The sequence below is a fragment of the Corallincola spongiicola genome (genome assembly GCF_004284785.1).
In the GTDB taxonomy this organism is placed as follows: domain Bacteria; phylum Pseudomonadota; class Gammaproteobacteria; order Enterobacterales; family Neiellaceae; genus Corallincola; species Corallincola holothuriorum.
This window is the reverse complement of record NZ_SHLY01000002.1, coordinates 276609-295286: the sequence shown is the minus strand read 5'-3', so window position 1 is coordinate 295286 and position 18678 is coordinate 276609. Positions and strand designations below refer to the sequence as shown.

The window sequence follows — 18678 nt, the reverse complement described above, 5'->3', positions numbered from 1 at the left end:
CTCTTATTTATGCGCTTTCTAGTTCTCACTCTGAGCCTATTGCTTTGCAGTCATCTGTCTTTCGCCGCGGGGGATAAAACCGACATCCCTGACGCTACCGAACTGGAAGCCAAATTAGCGGCACTGAATACCGAAAGTTCCCCGGAGCTGGCGCGTCTCTATGAGAGTATTTTATCGGAACTCAGATTGACCCATGATGCTGAAGAGACGCGATCGCGTTATCAGAAAATTATCGATAACTATGCCGACCTAAGCAATCAACGAGCTGCCGAATTCACTCAATTACAAAAGCAGAAGCAGGCCGCCGCGCCCAAGGATGACAGTAAATTAGAGCTACTGATTTCGCAAAAAGATGCCGAGTTAGTCCAAGAGCAGAGTCGGCTGAGCGCCTTAGACCAACGTATTACACGCATAAATCAACGCATCCCCTTGATCCCGCAAGATATCGACAAGCTGAAAACCGAACAACGCGCATTAAGGCAACAACTCAGTAAAGCCCCTGCCGCCAGTACAGCGAAAGAGGGGGAAGCCCAACAGTGGCTCGTCATCGCTAAAATCAATCGTGTTGCCGCCGCGGTACAGGCGTTAGAGATTGAGCAGCTTAGTAGCAACAACCGTCTTGAACTCTACCGTCTAGAGCGTGAATGGGTGTCACTGAAGCAAGACCAGCTCAATCAACAACTCAACGAGTGGCGAGAGCGATTAAGTAAACAGCGACGCGCAGACACAGCCGAACTGGTTGAAGCTGCAAAGCAGGGAGCAGAATCCCAGTTACAGGAGCAAGACCCGCTACTCACCGAGCAAGCAGCGAAAAACGAAGAGTGGGCAACACACCTCACCAACCTGACCGAACTAATCGAGCACACCTCCAGCTTACGCACTCAGACCGCCGCAGCATCAAACGAGTTGATGCAAGAGCGCTCGTTACTGCAGGAACAGCTCGGCTTAAGTGACATGGGTGCCGCATTAGGTGAACGATTACTGGGTCAATATGAATCCCTCAATCAGGTTAAACCCGATACCACACTTGAAGAGCGTATCGCTAAGGCACGCGTATGGCGTTTCCGCTATCGAGAACAAGCCGACCTACTAAAAGACAGAAGCGGCCTGATACAATCGCTATTGGCCGAGCAAAAAACCTTACTCACCCCTGCGAAGCGCGAGCGGTTAAACAAGCTACTGGATACCCGTGAGCAACTCGTCAACCAACTCACAAACCTGCAAGAAAAATATATTCTCGAGCTGGCAAAGTATCAGGGCGAAGAGAAACAACGCCTGGCAAATGCCGAGGCTTTGCGAGAACTGATCAGCCAGCACCTATTATGGGTTGCCAATGCCAAACCGATCAGCTTTGGATGGCTTATCAGTGCCATTAAAAGTGTCCCACGCTTTGCCGATCAGGGTATTTGGATCGATATAAAGCTCGCCGCCCAAAGCTCACCGTTGAAACTGAGTCTGTTTATTGCCATCTGTTTGCTGACCTTCTTGCTGCACAACACCAAACGACGTTATCTGCAACAAGAGATCTCCGGGCTAGCGAAACCGGTTGGGCGTGTTACCCAAGATGACATCAGCTACACGCTGAAAGCGCTGGCATGGAGCTTCTTCGCCGCCGCCATCTACCTACTGCCCCTGCTCGGACTCGCTTGGCTGTTCCACATACCTCCATGGGAACACCCCCATGCATCTGCGGTAGGCAGTTCAGCCCAAAGTACCTCCTACACTCTAATGGTCGTGCTACTTATTCATCATCTATGCCGCCCAGACGGCGTACTTTGTTGTCATTTTGGCCGCAATGTTAAGGTCACCAGTGCTTTTGCCAAGGTTATTTACCAGTTTGGTATGGCCTATATCCCCATCGCTGCAATCTCCTCATTCAGTAACCACTTTAGCGATCCGTTGATCAATGCCGGGCTGGGTAGAATGCTGTTTATGGTGATGTGTTTGTTGCTTATCGTGATGCTGCAACGCGTTACCTACGTTTATCTGCAACACGTCAACTTCTCTTCGCAACAAAAGAAATGGTTCACACTGTTCCGCTGGACGCTAATTTGTGTTCCATTCGCCGCATTCATCGCCTCGTTTAGTGGTTACTACTATTCCGGACGCGTGTTGCTAAGCTTGGTGGCCGACTCGCTAATTATCAGCAGTGGATTTTGGCTAATCTATTTAGTTGCCTACCGCTTTATGGCCATCCAGGAACGCCGAGTGGCCTATGAACGAGCCAAGGCAAAACGTGCAGAACTGATTGCGCAACGCGAGAAAGAGCAAAATCAGGAAGACACCAGTGTTGATAAAACGATTGAACTGGAAGAGTACGAAGTAGACGTTGATCAACTCAAAGCGCAAGCGCTGCGCTTAATTCGCACCAGTTTACTACTGGGCCTCGCATTTGTGCTGATGGCCGTATGGAGTGATGTACTGTCTGCCCTAACCTGGCTGGACGACATTGTGGCTTGGCAAACGCAAAGCGGCGATGTCACCGTGGATATCACCTTGAAAAAGATGCTGACCGGGGCGATCACCCTGATCATGACCTTTATTATTGCCCGCAACCTGCCTAGTTTAATAGAGCTGGCCATCTTACAACGTTTAACATTGGAGCCCGGCGTCGGCTTTGCCATCTCCACCCTCACCCGTTATGGCGCAACGCTCATTGGTTTGCTCTGGGGCTTTAGTATTATTGGCTTTGAATGGTCTAAATTGCAGTGGCTAGTTGCCGCACTGGGTGTTGGCTTGGGCTTCGGCCTGCAAGAGATCTTCGCCAATATGGTCTCAGGTCTGATCATCCTGTTTGAACGTCCTATTCGACCAGGGGATACCGTCACCATTGATAACCTCAGTGGTACGGTGAGTAAAATTCATATCCGCGCCACTACTATTGTTGACTGGGATAGAAAAGAGATAGTTATCCCTAATAAGACCTTTATTACTCAACAATTTATCAACTGGTCGCTCAGCGATGGCATCACCCGCGTGGTGCTTAAAGTCGGGGTCGCCTATGGCTCAGATGTTGATTTAGTGGAAAGACTGCTGCGTGAAACGACGCAAGAGTGTGCCAATGTATTAGACACACCTGAGCCCAGCGTGTTTTTCCTTGGCTTCGGTAACAGTACCTTGGACTTTGAAGTGCGTGTATTTACCTCTGAATTGGGTCAACGCCTACCGGTCACTCATCGTATGCACCAGCTGATTAACGCCAAGTTTAATGACCATGGCGTGACTATCGCCTTCCCGCAACTCGATGTGCATATGTTTCGAGGTAAATAGTCTTAGAAAGTCAGTGATTGATAGTGATCAAAGGGCAGGCAGATAACTGCCTGCCAGCTCAATTGGCAACAAGAATGCCGATCATTTCAACAGTTATAAGAGCAACTTAACGATAAGCTGAGCGCCATTGATTCAGTTCAGGAACGGATACGTGTCATGGTTGAATGGAAAAAAATGCTGTTCTGTGTGATTTGCTTTGTGGTCGTCATGCTGATGCCAATAGAGTGGATCCCCCTGGCGGGCATTAACATCGTTCAGCAACGTCTGCTGGCAATTTTTGTACTGGCAGCCTTACTTTGGGTGTTAGAACCGATCCCGGTATTTGCCACATCATTGCTCATCATCAGCCTGCTGCTGACATTGATTTCCAATCAAGGGCTGGCACCCGCCATCTCAGCCATACAGCAGCAAGATCCAGCACTGTTACTGCACTATAAATCTATTTTTGCCGCGTTTAGTTCACCTATTATTATTCTGTTTTTAGGTGGCTTTGCTTTAGCCGTCGCCGCCACAAAATATGAGTTAGATATCAACCTCGCCCGCGTGCTACTGAAACCGTTTGGCACCCAACCCAAGTTTGTGATGTTGGGGCTGATGCTGATCACCGCTGTCTTCTCCATGTTTATGTCCAACACCGCAACCACAGTGATGATGCTCGCGATCTTGGCACCGGTCCTTAGCGGCTTATCTGACGAAGACCCTGGCGTACGCGGCTTGGTACTGGCCGTGCCGGTCGCCGCCAACGTTGGTGGTATTGGTACCCCAATTGGCACGCCACCTAACGCCATTGCACTGCAATACTTAGTGGGTGAACACAGCGTCAGTTTTGGTACTTGGATGGCCTTCGCTATCCCATTTGTTATCGTCATGCTGGCATTCGCCTGGGTACTGCTACAGAAACTATTTCCAACCCAGTCAGCGGAAGTCAAAGTTAACATCGACAGTAAGTTCCGCCGCAGCCCTCAGGCATGGATCGTCTACATCACATTCGCCACCACTATCCTGTTGTGGTTGACCACCAAACTGCACGGCATGAATGCCTACGTGGTGGCAATACTGCCGCTCACGGTATTCACCATGACCCGGATTATCACCAAAGAAGATCTGAAAAAATTCAACTGGGATGTGATTTGGCTCGTCGCTGGTGGTATCGCCATTGGTGCAGCACTAGAAAATACCGGGCTCGCCTCGTCACTGGCCCACAGTGTTGACTACTCGGTGATGACCGTCTTCTGGATCATCGTATCACTGGCAATATTGTGCTGGATGATGGCGAACTTTATGTCCAATACCGCCACGGCTAACTTACTGATGCCCATCGCCGCCGCAATGGCCACCACCCTCAGCGCCAGTGGCCAGCTCGAAGATGTGCGACTGCTGCTGATTATCGTGGCGATGTCCGCTTCGATGGGCATGGTATTACCGGTAAGCACCCCACCCAATGCACTGGCCTATGCGTCGGGCAAAATCAGCAATGGCGACATGGCCAAAGTAGGTATCATCGTCAGTAGTTTGGGTATCTTGATTTTACTGGTGGTCGCGAAACTAATGCTCTAACCAGCAGCTCGACTACTTAAAAAAATATAGGTATGCCCCAAACGAGGGGTAATATCACCAATGACAAGCACTTGTTCACTCTCCTTGAGACTGAACAAGTGCAAAGATCGTGCGTAAGAAAGCACCATCAAGCCTATCGATATTCACAACGCCCCCAACCGTTAGCAAATACTAATTACTCCCTTTGCACCACTCACTAATAATACTTTAGACGCTAAAAACATTATTATTAATACGCTCACAACAAAAATCTCTTATTAACTAATATAACAACCGCTTAAACACTATTTAATGATTAAATTCATTTAGTTGCACTTACTATTAAGACTCTTTATCTTGGGGAATCATAAGGTTCATATAAACCGATAGTTAACTGATTAATACATTAGATTAATGAGGTTGAAGCTTTAGTTTACCCATCTCATTTTCTGAATAATAAATATCAATCAGTTTGCCGCATAAAATGCAGCCTTCGTTGGTTGTATGAAAATATTCCCCTACCTACGGAGAGCAAGGATGAAGAAAGTAAAATTTCTAGCATACGCAACTGCCTGTATGTTTACGGCATTTTTTTCTTTATATAGCAGTAACAGTTTAGCCATCACCCCAAAAAAGAATTGGGCAGACAGCTACTCTAGTAATGGAAAATGTTATTGCGCCAGTACATTTGATCACGGCATTGGCGATTACAAAGTAGCAACCCCCCAAGGCCAGAAAAGTGTGAGAGAAGTATGCGCGAAAATCGGCCCGGGGCCAGGCAAAGGCAGTAACCCAGTCTACAACACGGTTCAGTGCGGCCATGAACCAGGCCATGACGACGCCATCACTATCGACGGCAAAAAGGTCAAAGACGAGAAAGTCTGCCCGGGACGTGTCGACAAAGGCGAAAGTGGGTGCTCACTTATAGGTCCAAAATGGGATTTAAGTGTTTATAGCAGTGACTCAGACATTGTCTCTCAACCTGCCCCCACCAACCCTCCATTTGCGGCGCCCGCAGGCTACAAATGGCAACGAGTCGATGCACTTTCTGACAACTTTAATGGCAACACGCTCGATAGCACTAAATGGTATGACTACCATCCTGGTTGGTCAGGGCGTCTGCCGTCACAGTTTAAAAAGGGCAACTCATTTGTAAAGGATGGCTTTTTGTATCTTCGCAGCACCAGTCGCATAGACAGTATGTCGGAAGTATCAAAACCATATGAGGATGTGTGGGTCGATGCGGCTGCCGTTTCTTCCAAGACCAAAATGGCACAACCAGGATGGTATTACGAGACGTCGATGCGCGCCTCAAATACCGCCATGAGTTCTTCATTCTGGTTTCGTATGGGCAAGTTCTCCGAGATTGATGTAATCGAGCATATTGGACACGCAACTAAAGGCGATGTCGATAAAACTAAATCATATCTATATGAAGCCAACACACATATTTATGGCACTCAGTCTGGCGCGTCAAAAGCAAACTCTTATAAGATGGCAACCCGAGGTAGAGATGAGTTCCACCGTTATGGCTTATGGTGGAAAGATGCTAATAACTTATGGTTCTATCACAACGGTAAGAAGGTATTTGAAATAAAACCGAATACCGCATTTACCGAAAATCTACATATGATATTCGATACAGAAACGTTAGCATCGCAGTGGGTAGGGTTGCCCACCATCGAATCGTTAAAAGATAACTCCAGAAACGCTATGTTGGTCGACTGGGTGCGTACTTGGAAGCTTGTGGAAGGTAATAACGAGGTACCACAACAAGGTCAAATCCCCGGAAAAATAGAGGCTGAGTCTTTTTATAATCAAAGCGGCATTAAGACTGAAGCAACAACCGACCATGGCAAAGGAAAAAATATTGGTTATATAGAAGATGGTGATTCAGCAATATATAAAGTGAATATTGAAACATCTGGCACTTACCAGTTTAAATTCCGTGTTGCCAGTAAAACTGCCGGCGGAAATATAGTTTTAAATAGCAACAATAGTCGTTTAACGTCCATCAATGTTGCAAATACAGGTGGTTGGCAAAGCTGGAAAACAGTAACCGCAGAAGCCGTATTGGCTGCGGGTCTGCAAGACATAAATATCACATTCTCAGGTGGCAAAGGCTACTTACTAAACCTTAATTGGTTTGAAGCAGAACTCATTGACAACAGTGATGGCAGTGCATTCAAAACCCACGCTATCCCAGGCATTATTCAAGCCGAAGATTACGACAACGGAGGGGAAGGCATCGGCTACCGTGATAACTCAACAGGCAACCATGGCGGTAATTATCGTAAAGATGACGTCGATATTGGCATTGCCTCAGATATCGGTGGCGGTTACATGGTTGGCTGGATCGCGGAAAACGAATGGCTGCAATACACCATTGGTAACATTGCCAGTGGCTACTATGACATTCATATGCGCGTGGCTGCTGACGGCTCAAGCGGCAAAAGTCTCAGCTTAGAGTTGAACAATAAGCCGTTAGGTAGCATTAACTTCAATGGCACCGGCGGTTGGCAAAACTGGCAAACAGCAGTCTTGGAAAATGTATATATTGATGACCAAAGCAATCAACAGCTTCGTCTATATGTGGACTCAAGCCTATTTAATATCAACTGGATAGAGTTTAGGCCGGCGAATGAGTTTGGTGAGGATCAGTGCAATACGACAGCCCAATGTAGAAACATCTTTGGGAGTGGTGCAACTGACTGTCTAAACAGTCGTTCAGATGAGAGTATTTGCATGTGCGGTACATCGCAGTGTAAATAGAAATAGCTGACTGACGCTTCTCCCGCCCGCCTCTGCGGGAGGGGCTCGGCCAAATGTTGAAAAGATTGGCATTCTCGTCCGCAGCTAGGTGTATTCATCTTGCTGATTGTCGCGCAGTAAACCGCTCTAACAGACAACAAAAAAGGTGTAGGAACGCTATCCTACACCTCTTGCCACTATCACATGACGTTAAGCAATGTGCTTACGCCATCGATCTCATCGCTTAATCAAGCTCTGCCAGTGAACTTACGCTCTTCAACATTGATCTTAATTTTGTCACCACTGGAGATATGCTCTGGCACCTGCACAACTAATCCGGTCGATAGTGTGGCGGGCTTTGTTCGCGCTGTCGCCGAACCGCCTTTAATTGAAGGATCAGTTTCAACAATTTCCAATTCTACCGAGGTCGGCAAGTCGATGCCCACTGGCGACTCATCAACGATAACGACCAATACGCCACTGGTGTCTTCATTGATAAACAGGATCTCATCGGCGATCGATTCTTTGTTGATGTGATAAGGCGTGTAGTCTTCATTGTCCATGAACACATACTCGTCACCATCGATATAGGAAAACATGACGGGGCGACGCGTTAAATCTGCAAGATTAAGCATGTCTGAGTCTTTAAAGGTTTCGTCGACCTTGCCGCCATTCACCACGTCATACATGCGCATACGGTATAAGCTACCACCGGCACGCCCTTGCGGAACAGAGCGCTCGATGTCTCTTACCACTAAGACTCTGCCATTAAATTCAATCGCCGTATTTTTCTTTATTTCACTTGCCTTTGGCATCTTCTTTAGTCCTAAGATAAAAACGCTATCAAACTACCATATTCGTCTGTTTACGCAATAGATGAGCAGGCGTACAACTTATAAAGCGAAATATTATGCTTTATACATCAGTGCGTTATAGCCAGAATCCCTGTAACCAAGTCAACTTCAGCGCACAAGCCGGCAGCAACAACACGCAACGGCCACCCCCTTCGCAAAAGAATAGAGTTCAGCCTTTTAATTTTTTATACAAGGTTGGCTGATCTAACGCGGGTAAAATCTCTTCGTAATCCAAGCCCTGATCCAGAATAAACTCGGTCAATAAACGACGACAAGTCTCTGTCAATTCATCCACCTGCCAGGGCTTCTCGAAGTAATGATCTATACGGGCAGCATTGATGGCATTAATAGTATCTTTGTGCGTAGCCTGCCCGGTTAGCAATATCTTTTTGGTATGAGCAAAACGACCATCTTCCGAGATCTGTCCCAACAGATCGACACCGCTGGTTCCCGGCATCACATGATCAGAAATGACCAAACCAACAAGCTCGCCACGGGCTTCCAACTCATCCAGCAGATCCAAACATTCGTCAGCAGATTCCGCTTCTTCAATATTAAAATGCACCGCCAGCGTCGACAGATCTTTTATCACTGCATCCAGCACTTCCGGCTGGTCATCAACGCAGACGATATTAATAGTTTCCATGCGTGCCCCCTATCGGTAACTTGACTTTAAATGTGGTTTTTCCCGGTCGGCTACGCAGAACCACTTCGCCCTGATAGCTCTCAACCAAGCGTTGCACAATAGCCAACCCTAATCCCAAGCCGAACGACAAACCGCTCTTCTTAGTGGTGAAATCAGGTTGGAATATTTTTTCTTTTAATTCTTCTGGTACACCCGGACCGTTGTCAGTCACACTGACTTCCAGATGATATTTATATACTTTCGACTTCACCGTCACAGTCGGGTTATTGGTCTTGGCGATCACCATGGCATCAACGGCATTTTTCAATAGATTCACCCAGACTTGAACCAGCTCGGTGATATTGCCAAACACAGTGGGCAGAGGTTGCAGATCTAACTCGACATTGACCGCCCGCAGATCTGACTTCACCAAAGCGATCGCTTCAACGATCGACTCCTCAATATCAGTCTCAGGGCCCCGCTCAAAGTCACCACGCCCCAGTACTTTCACCGATTTAACGATATTGGCAGCGTGATAGGCTGCGAACTCCATATCATGGATATCCCGTCCCAATTCCCAGTAACGCGCCATATTATCGAGCTGAGATAGCACACCGGGGCCAAGACTTTTGGCGTCATCAATGGTCGGGGCTATACGCGCCAACTGCTTCGCGGCAAGCCGAGATATATCAAAAGCGCGCTGATAGTCACGCACTCGCTTGCGCATCTCAGCACTAACGCCATGCTCTCCACTTTGCCGACCTTTCCGATAAAAGCGAGCTTCCACAGGCAGGTGTGTCTGCAGTAGTTCATCAAGGAAGTTCGACATATATTCAGTTTTACGAGAGATCACGCCGATGGCATTATTCATCTCATGGGCTAAGCCTGCCGCCAACTGACCTAACGTTGACATCTTTTCGGCACGGTATAGATTTGCCTGTGCTTCCTCTTTCTCCGCTGCACGTCGTGTTGCACGCAGTGTGCGCGCAGCCAACTCGCTGACCATCAAAGGCATAAACTGCTCAACGAATGATCCATATTTTTCTGGTTCAACCGCAGTCACGCCGCGGTCGATATAAGCCAGCTCGGCGTCATTCTCAACCACAATACGAGTAGAGCTGATGTAATCACCGGAAAAGAAACTGTGCATCCCTACAAACGCACCAGGGCCGGAACGAAACACCTCAATCAGATCTTTTTGACCATCCTGTTCATGTTCGCGATAGCCAATCACCCGCCCTTCTAACAATAGATAAAGGCGTTCATTGCGCTCCCCCTGATCAACCAGCATCTCACCCTCAGCCAAACGCAAGCGTCGATCATCATCATCGAAATATGCTCTCTTCAGCCGCTCCATCTTGGCGTGGATATCACTGGTCATCTAAATTCCCCTAAACGAAGCCTATCTGACGCAGAATAAACACCATGGCGTAAGTCATCAGTAGGCCGACAACGCCAATGATCACGCCGACTTTAGCCATGTCACCGGTCTGCATATAACCTGTGGCATGGGCCAAGGCGTTCGGTGGCGTACTGATGGGCAGCGACATACCTAACGATGCAGCAAAAGTGACACAGAGAATCAACGCTTGGGTCCCGCCCAGCGGGATCAGTGAATCCATCGACACGGCTAACGCCACCACAATTGGCATCAGTAAGTTAGCGGTAGCGGTATGGGACATAAAGTTTGCCATTAACAAGCAAAGACCACTGGCGGAGGCTATCACCAAGTAAGGCGAGAACTGATCGAACGGAATAGCGGCCACCATGTTTCGTGCCAAGCCGCTCTTATCCATCGCCAGCCCCAGCGCAAAACCACCCGCCACCAACCAGAGTACATCCCAGCTGATTTTCTTCAGATCTTCTTTGGTGATCACCTTGGTAACACTGAATACCGCCACAGGGATCATCGCCACCACATAGGAGTTCATGCCGTGAGCACTGCCAAATAGCCACAGCAAAATCGTCGCCGTGAAAGTGACATATACCAAAATTGCTTTTGGCGAGCGCTGAAACTTGCCACGAATATTAAGCTCAATTTTTTCCTGGGCAGCGGGGAACATCTTCACCAGCAAGACCCAGGCAAATGCCAGCATGATGATCACGAAAGGCACAGCGAAAGCCATCCAACTGCCAAAACTGATAGCGTCTTCACCCACGAGGTATTTCAACGCAATAGCGTTTGGCGGCGTACCAATCGGGGTACCAATACCACCGATATTAGCTGCCACGGGTATCGACAAAGCAAAGGCGATACGCCCACGATCTTCCGCTTTAAATAGCCCTAATACCGGCGCCAGAATAGAGAGCATCATGGCCGTGGTGGCCGTGTTAGACATAAACATGGAAAAGATCGCCGTGATCCCCATCAACCCCAACATCACCATGGCAGGGTTCTGGCCAAAGGGCTTCAATAACACCCGTGCTAGGTTCACATCCAAGCGGTATTTAGTCGCTGCCATCGCCAGAAAAAAACCACCGAGAAACAGCATAATGATCGGCGATGCCATGGTGGCCATAATCGCTTTATGGCTAATCAAGGTGCCAAAGCCTTCACTTTCCGCGCCACTGCGCAGAAAAATCAGTCCTTTATCAGACACCAGCAGCAGCTCAATAACGATCACCAACACTGAAGTCGCATAGATTGGAAAGGGCTCCAATACCCAACACAGCGCCGCAAGCAAAAAGATCGCGATCACCCGCTGCTCAATCAGCGACAGCCCCTCTATCGGGAAGGCTGTGACTGGCAGCAATAACACCACGAGAGGTAATCCTAAACAGATACCCAACTTAATAAATATGTTCATTTTGAAACAACTCGACCTTTTGCCGGCACAAAACCTGATTACAGGTACACAATAGCGCTTAGTGTGAAAGTCATTGATTTTTCTTGCCTTGAAGCGGGTCAAAAACCGCTCATTCGGCTCATATCGATGCCGGAGATGTGCGGATGATCACACTATGAAACACGCAGTACCAAGTTAGAAACGGTAGCAAATAACAAAGTTGGCTTAACGTACAGACAAACATAGAAACAATGGTAGCTCTACCTGAATAGGTACATTGACAGAATGGATTTACTGGCAGTAAACAAAACAATAAGTTAACTTATTGGCTTGGTGCAAAAAAAGGAATTTAAACCATGCCAAAGTTACTCATGATTTTTACTTTTTTCAGTTCACTCTTTATATCCTTTACATCCCTTGCTGCAGTATACCGCTGTGAAGTTAACGGTGTTCAAACATTCTCACAAACCCCATGCGGAATCGATGGTGGCAAGGAAATAGAAGTAGCAGTATCCAAGCCCCAGCAAAGTATTGATGCCAACGAAAAAGATTTATTTGTTAATAGCTTAGATGAGCTCAGTAACGAAAGAACAATTAGAGATCATCAGTACAGAATAAAAGCTCTGAAACAGCAGATAACAACCCTGTCCGAACAAGCAAGAAATGAAGCAGACCAAATTCTTATCGATAATAGAAATGAACTTAGAAACGCCACAAATGAGCACGCACAAGCTCTTTATGACAGTAAAATCAATGTAATAAAAGCAAAATACATGGACGAAATTCAAGGCAAAAAAGATGAGATAAAACAGCTTGAAGCTAAGATAGAAGAACTTCAGGGATGAGGTCGTCAAACATCAAATATAAATAGCCCAGCACACCTCCGCATAGTCTAAGCCCACCAAGGACGGCAAATTCAAGTCGTCCTTTTGTGCTTTACTCGCTTAAGTTAGTTGCCTTCAAATGCAGCCAGTAACGCCTGCTTAAATCTATCCACACTCCAATCTTTCCCTTTGCGCAAAGGGCTAATCTTAGTAGCTTGCTCCCGATCAGGGTGTATAACTATAAAGTAGGGGTAACCGGTGATTGCAAAATGGTCGGCAATCTTCTGCTCTTCGGCACCATGTTCTGGATTTAACTTAACCCGATATTGGCGACTCAATACCAGATCAATCTCAAATTCTGTCAGGTATTCACTTTCAAACTTCTTACAGTACTTACACCAATCCGTTTTGAAATAAACAACCAAGGGTTTGTCTTTGCGTTGCGCTTGTGACAGAGCGGCCTCAAATCCTCTCGCATCTTCATACCAAAACACCGTCGAAGCCGACGTTGAGCTGGAAATAAGACCGAACAGGAAACAAAGGATGTACCGCAATTTTTTACTTGGTAATCGAAAGTAACGACTAAGTGAATTCATGAAATCACACTCCTTGTGTCAAACCACCATATGTGAAATATGTGGTGAAAAACTCAGCTAACAGCTAAAAACAAGCTATCACGATTCACCAATTGAAAACAGAAGAGAGCAGTCAATACGCCTCTATCCGACCTCAATGCATTACAACAAATAACGAATTTTTTATCTGTAACCTGAGAAAATCGGAACAACACTGCCACAACTGAGTGTGAAAATTGGCAAAATTCACCGTTCTGCCATACAACTGTGTCAAAGGTAGGTGTAAATTTTAATTCGGAAGTTTGCTCATGCTTGTGATCGCCCACCGCGGTGCCAGTGGCTACGCCCCGGAAAACAGTCATTCCGCCATTTGCCGTGCGCTAGAGATGAATGTCGACGCAATTGAGATCGACCTGCACAGTGTCGAAGGGGAGCTGTTAGTCATTCATGACCGCTGGTTGCACCGCACCACACAAGCCCGCGGACAACTCAAAGATTACACGCTGGCACAACTGCGAGAAATTGATGCAGGCGACGGTAAACCGATCCCAACTCTTTGGGAGGTATTGCAACTGGTGGATGGTCGCTGTGACCTTAATCTGGAACTGAAATGCGAACACACCCTCATCCCCACGTTAAAAAATCTGGATCAAGCGGTTAACGCCCTCAACTTTACGCCCAATCAGTTTCTCATCAGCTCGTTCAACCACCATCTACTCAACGAGTCGGTATCGTTGCAGCCAAAATTCGCCACAGGGGCATTAATCGCCAGCTGTCCCATTGATTACGCCGCGTTTGCCCAGCAGCTAGGCTGTTACGCCATTCACCTGGATATCGACTTTATCAATCAAGCTTTTGTGGATGATGCCAAGGCAAGAGGCCTAAAAGTGTTTGTTTATACGGTCGATGAAGAATCAGATATCCGCTATTTAGAGGAGCTAGGTGTCGATGGCATTTTTAGTAATTATCCAGACAAAGCGCTACGGGCAGTGAAGCGTCTTGATGCTGAATATCCTCATCAACGCCAAGGGCTCATCCAGCTAACCCGCTGAACGCATACGATCTATTTCCAGTTTTTCTATGTTAGCCTTGGTCATTACGTTACTCAGTTTAAGCCTCGTCAATGAACAAGCCTTATCAATGGTTGGAAGCCCGCTTTAACCGCCTTTCTCAGCTCGCGCACTTCAACCATTTAGCCAACTGGGATCAAGCGACTCAGATGCCTAGTGGTGGTGCGGCTGCACGCGGAGAAGCGATGGCAGAGCTATCTTTAATCCGCCATGAACTGCTCACCGCGACAGAGGTTGCGGAACAACTGGCAATGGCATCCGGCGAGGCGTTAACCGCCATACAGCAAGCCAATCTGCGCGCCATGCAACGACAGTACGACCTCAGCGTCGCTGTACCAGGCAAATTGGTCAGAGCAAAAACCCAAGCCGCAATGGCAGCAGAAAATGCATGGCGGCAGCTAAGGCCAGCCAATAACTGGACAGAATATGCGCCCATACTGAAAAACATGGTCGATCTGGTGCGGGAAGAGGCTGACGCGCGGGTGGACTCCGCAAGTAAGCAAAACGCTAACATCACAGCAGGTAAAGCCGCGCGCTATGACCAACTAATTAATCTCTATGAACCGGGTTGCAGCAGTGCTTTTATTGCCCCTATTTTTGCCCGGTTAAAACAAACCCTGCCAGCACTTATCAATCAAGTCAGCGAAAGGCAGGCAAGCCAGCCCCTGATGCCACTACCAACCCCCTTGCATGCCGAGAAGCAGTTTCAATTAGCCCGTGGCGTCAGCCAGAAGTTAGGCTTTGATTTTGAACGGGGGCGCATGGACCTGAGTCACCATCCTTTTTGTGGTGGTGTGCCTGACGACATTCGCATCACCAGTCGATTTGATCCTAACGACCTGTTTGATGGCTTGATGAGTACCATCCATGAAACCGGCCACGCCCTGTATGAAGCGGGACTGCCCAAGTCGCTGCGCGGACAACCTGTCGGCGAAGCACAAAGCACCGGATTACATGAATCACAAAGCCTGCTGTTTGAGATGCAGCTGGCCAGAACGCCTGAGTTTGTCAGCTTCCTTCAGCCCCAAGTAGAACAAAATTTTGGTTCCCACTCGGCGTTTGCCTCGGACAATCTGTATCGCCATATCACTCGCGTTTCTGCAGGCCATATCCGCGTCGCAGCCGATGAACTGACCTACCCAATGCATATCATCCTGCGCTACGAAATCGAACAAGCATTGATGCTGGAACAGATAGAAGTGGCCGACATTCCAGCGTTATGGGATGAAAAAATGCAGCAATATTTGGGCGTTGCTACGTTAGGGAATGACAAAGATGGTTGTATGCAGGATGTGCATTGGGCAGCAGGGGAATTTGGCTACTTTCCCACGTATACACTAGGCGCTCTATATGCTGCGCAGTTGACCGCATCACTGCGTAAGACACAACCTGACTTTGGCGCAGCCATTGCCCAAGGTGATTTTGGCTCGATCAAACATTGGCTATCACAACACGTCTGGCAACACGGTGGCCGTTACACTACTGAGCAGATCATCACCATGGCGACGGGCGAGCCGTTAAACCCCGACTTTTTCGTTAACCACCTAAAACGTCGATACCTAGATGAATAACGGCCTAAGCAGTGCACGAGCCCGAGCATGATGTAATGAGTAATAAAGTCAGCGACCTGATCCGCTACTACCAAGCGTGTTATGCGCTAGATAACGCCAGCCTCAATCTTTGGAACCTGCATAAGATTAAGGCCGCAGATCGTGTCACCTTGACCGGCAATGAACTGCTGCTGAGCGATCAAATGCCCGGTGCGCCGATCGCAGATGAGATCGCCGAGCCGCTATATAAGCGGGTGCAGCTTTACCAACGTGAACGTCAGCTGATTTACGCTTGCATGTTTATTGCCGGAACAACAGAGATCAAAGGAGAAAAACGCCAACTGGCCAGCCCTCTGGTGTATGTCAACGTCACACTGCACCAAGACGAAAAAGGCTACTACGTGACGGCCGACAACAGCGAATTTGTATTGAATGAGGCGCTGTTAGCCGAGCTGATACCTCAAGATGCTTCATCCTCCGGCGGTACGCACACCAAGGACAAAGCATCTTCACTCTCGCTAATCCCAGGAGAGTTTAAAGCGGTGACATTGGCAGATATGCTGCGCGCCTCTTCTCACGCTATCGACCTGCTGCCGGCACTAAAATATCCCGCTCTCGCGGCAAAAAGTGTCCTCAGTAAACTATCGAAGCAGCACGGATTAACACTGATCCCATCGGCGATGGTGGCGCTGATAGAAAAACCCAAAGGCACACGGGGCGTTATCCATGAGCTGGATAAAATCTCTGCCTGCAGCGTTCTTTCTCCCCCGATACGGCAGCTGTTTGACACCGTTCCGCCATCCACCAGCGCAGTTACCAGTCAAGCAGACCTGCTGCCAGGGCTACTTTCCAACGTACAAACGCAGGTAACCCAGATCGCCGCCTCGGCGCCGCTTGGATTTGTCTCTGGCCCACCAGGCACAGGAAAAAGTTACACCATCGCTGCCGTCGCCGCTGAGCATATGGCGCGGGGAGAATCGGTACTGATCGCCACCTCATCAGAAAATCCGCTCAACGTCATCGCTGACAAGATAACAAGCCAGTATGGCCTGAAAGATGTGCATGTCAGAGTGGGCAGCCCAAACTATCTACGTCAACTAAAAAGCTATCTAAACGACCTTCTAAGCGGCTACCAACCCAACATCACAGAACAGGCTCTCACCGCACTCACGCAGCAGGTGGTCAGCCTAAATGAACAATTAAGTCGTGCTGAAACTCGGTTAACAAAGAAAAATCGCGCGGGCGTCAAGCGCGGACAACGGCTCAGTAGCCTAGAGCAACGCTATCCGCGCCTGGGCCGTTGGTACTTAAAACTGGCTCGCCAACGCATACGTAAGATGAGCCAGCTATGGCCCTTACTGCAACAGATCCATCAACAGCAGCAGCAACGTGAATCCCTCGCTGCTCAGTTGTTACAGCAGCAAACCCAGTGGAATATCGCAAACCTACTTGGACAATCCCGCTCAACACTGCAAACCTTTAACAAGGCGATCAGGTCCAGAGCGTCAGCAACCCAAGCGGAGCTGTTCGAGCAGATTGACTACCGGCTACTGTTAAAAACCTTTCCGATCTGGCTGGCACAACTGAATAGCTTGCATCGTGCGATACCTAATCAAGCCGCGCTGTTTGATCTGGTGATCATCGACGAAGCCACACAAACCGATATCGCAAGCTGCCTGCCCGCTCTTTATCGCGCCAAGCGCGCACTGATCGTGGGTGATGACAAACAACTACGCCATGTGTCATTTCTGTCTTACGCCAAACAGCAAGCCGTGGCCGCAAAGTACGCGCTGCCTTCCACACAGAAAGGGGTTTTGAGTTATCGAGACTGCAGCATTCTGGATCTAGCCCAACAGGCCATCAACAACCAAGACCATGTTGCGTTTCTTAATGAACATTTCCGTAGCAGCGCAAAACTGATCGATTTCAGTAATCAGAAATTCTACCGCAACCAACTTAAAATCATGCAGCAGCGCCCAGATCATGAGAAAGGCGAGATGATTATCCACCATGTTGCAGGAAACAGAGATAGCCAGGGCACCAACGACATCGAAGCCGAAGCGCTACTTAACCGGCTGGAAGTCCTGATCCGCGATGCTGACGCGCAACAGCAGCCAAAAAGTATCGGCGTACTCTCCCCGTTTCGCGCCCAAGTGGAAAAGCTCACCGCGGCGATCCAGTCCCGCATTTCGCTCGATCAAATAGAACGTTTTAACATTACCGTCGCCACCCCATATGGCTTTCAAGGCGAAGAACGCGACATCATGCTTAGTTCATGGGTCGTAGACCCTTTATCTAAACGAGCTGCGGTCTATCTCAACAAACCTGACATGTTTAATGTCGCCGTGACCCGTGCTCGTGGTGCCCATGAGCTTTTCGTTTCCGTCACCGAATCAGAGCTTCCCTCCAACTTACTCACCGAATACCGGGCCAACCTGCGCAACTACGAAGCAAAACAGCTCGAAAGTGCTGTTTGCGACCAGTTCCAACAGGAGGTGATCCACGCACTGGCACAGCACAATATTCGCTGTTGGAGTGGAGTACACATTGCGGGCACAGATATCGACATTCTGTGCAAATACGACGACCACTATTTGGCGATTGATTTAATCGGCTTTCCGGGGCCTTGGGTAGATTTCTTCGACCTGACGACGTACAAAATACTCAAACGCGCTGCACTTGATGTGGTTCCAATCAGTTATGGCCTGTGGCGTGTAGACTCTGCCTTTTGTGTTGAAGAGGTGCTCAACCGACTTAAAAACGCCTCAACAACGGTTGCCAGTGAAGCCCTAACCAATTGCAAGATAGACAAATAGACACTGACATTGTCACCACCA

The 18678-nt window shown here is 48.3% G+C and carries 12 protein-coding genes; 7 read left to right on the top strand and 5 right to left on the bottom strand.

Annotated elements, in window-relative coordinates; all coding sequences use genetic code 11:
- Positions 1-9 precede the first annotated feature (9 nt).
- The 3 genes from EXY25_RS06985 to EXY25_RS06975 all read left to right on the top strand — a co-directional run bounded on the left by EXY25_RS06985 (position 10) and on the right by EXY25_RS06975 (position 7578).
- Positions 10-3270, top strand: a complete 3261-nt coding sequence (locus tag EXY25_RS06985; protein WP_130566229.1) for a mechanosensitive ion channel domain-containing protein — start codon at positions 10-12, stop codon at positions 3268-3270.
- A gap of 156 nt (positions 3271-3426) precedes the next feature.
- On the top strand, positions 3427-4827 hold the full coding sequence (locus EXY25_RS06980) for an SLC13 family permease (protein WP_130566228.1): 1401 nt from the start codon (positions 3427-3429) through the stop codon (positions 4825-4827).
- A 516-nt stretch (positions 4828-5343) separates the two neighbouring features.
- Complete coding sequence (locus tag EXY25_RS06975; RefSeq protein WP_165419293.1) at positions 5344-7578, top strand: carbohydrate-binding protein; 2235 nt, start codon at positions 5344-5346, stop codon at positions 7576-7578.
- A 227-nt stretch (positions 7579-7805) separates the two neighbouring features.
- Here EXY25_RS06975 and efpL read toward each other — a convergent pair whose 3' ends face one another.
- From efpL to EXY25_RS06955, 4 genes are all read right to left on the bottom strand, one after another.
- On the bottom strand, positions 7806-8372 hold the full coding sequence (gene efpL / locus EXY25_RS06970; protein ID WP_114336914.1) for an elongation factor P-like protein EfpL: 567 nt from the start codon (positions 8370-8372) through the stop codon (positions 7806-7808).
- A gap of 208 nt (positions 8373-8580) precedes the next feature.
- Positions 8581-9057, bottom strand: a complete 477-nt coding sequence (locus EXY25_RS06965) for a response regulator (protein ID WP_114336913.1) — start codon at positions 9055-9057, stop codon at positions 8581-8583.
- Entirely contained in the window at positions 9044-10417 is a 1374-nt protein-coding gene (locus EXY25_RS06960) for an ATP-binding protein (RefSeq protein WP_114336912.1), read from the bottom strand. The genes EXY25_RS06965 and EXY25_RS06960 overlap by 14 nt, the downstream gene beginning before the upstream one ends.
- A gap of 10 nt (positions 10418-10427) precedes the next feature.
- Positions 10428-11843, bottom strand: a complete 1416-nt coding sequence (locus tag EXY25_RS06955) for an SLC13 family permease (RefSeq protein ID WP_130566226.1) — start codon at positions 11841-11843, stop codon at positions 10428-10430.
- Between the two features lie 335 nt (positions 11844-12178).
- Here EXY25_RS06955 and EXY25_RS06950 point away from each other — a divergent pair, with 335 nt between their 5' ends.
- Complete coding sequence (locus EXY25_RS06950; protein WP_130566225.1) at positions 12179-12667, top strand: SH3 domain-containing protein; 489 nt, start codon at positions 12179-12181, stop codon at positions 12665-12667.
- 104 nt (positions 12668-12771) lie between these two features.
- Here the strand turns inward: EXY25_RS06950 and EXY25_RS06945 are convergent, their stop codons facing one another.
- A complete protein-coding gene (locus EXY25_RS06945) occupies positions 12772-13242 on the bottom strand; it encodes a thioredoxin family protein (RefSeq protein WP_130566224.1) in 471 nt (156 codons plus the stop codon).
- Between the two features lie 287 nt (positions 13243-13529).
- Here EXY25_RS06945 and EXY25_RS06940 point away from each other — a divergent pair, with 287 nt between their 5' ends.
- The 3 genes from EXY25_RS06940 (at position 13530) to EXY25_RS06930 (ending at position 18657) form a co-directional block, all read left to right on the top strand.
- Positions 13530-14273 (top strand): glycerophosphodiester phosphodiesterase, encoded by a 744-nt coding sequence (locus EXY25_RS06940; RefSeq protein ID WP_114336910.1) that lies wholly within the window; start codon positions 13530-13532, stop codon positions 14271-14273.
- 71 nt (positions 14274-14344) lie between these two features.
- Positions 14345-15862, top strand: coding sequence for a carboxypeptidase M32 (locus EXY25_RS06935; protein WP_130566223.1), 1518 nt, complete (start codon positions 14345-14347; stop codon positions 15860-15862).
- A gap of 35 nt (positions 15863-15897) precedes the next feature.
- The gene (locus EXY25_RS06930; protein ID WP_130566222.1) at positions 15898-18657 is read left to right on the top strand and encodes a DEAD/DEAH box helicase; all 2760 of its coding nucleotides are present in this window, start codon (positions 15898-15900) and stop codon (positions 18655-18657) included.
- Positions 18658-18678: the final 21 nt, after the last annotated feature.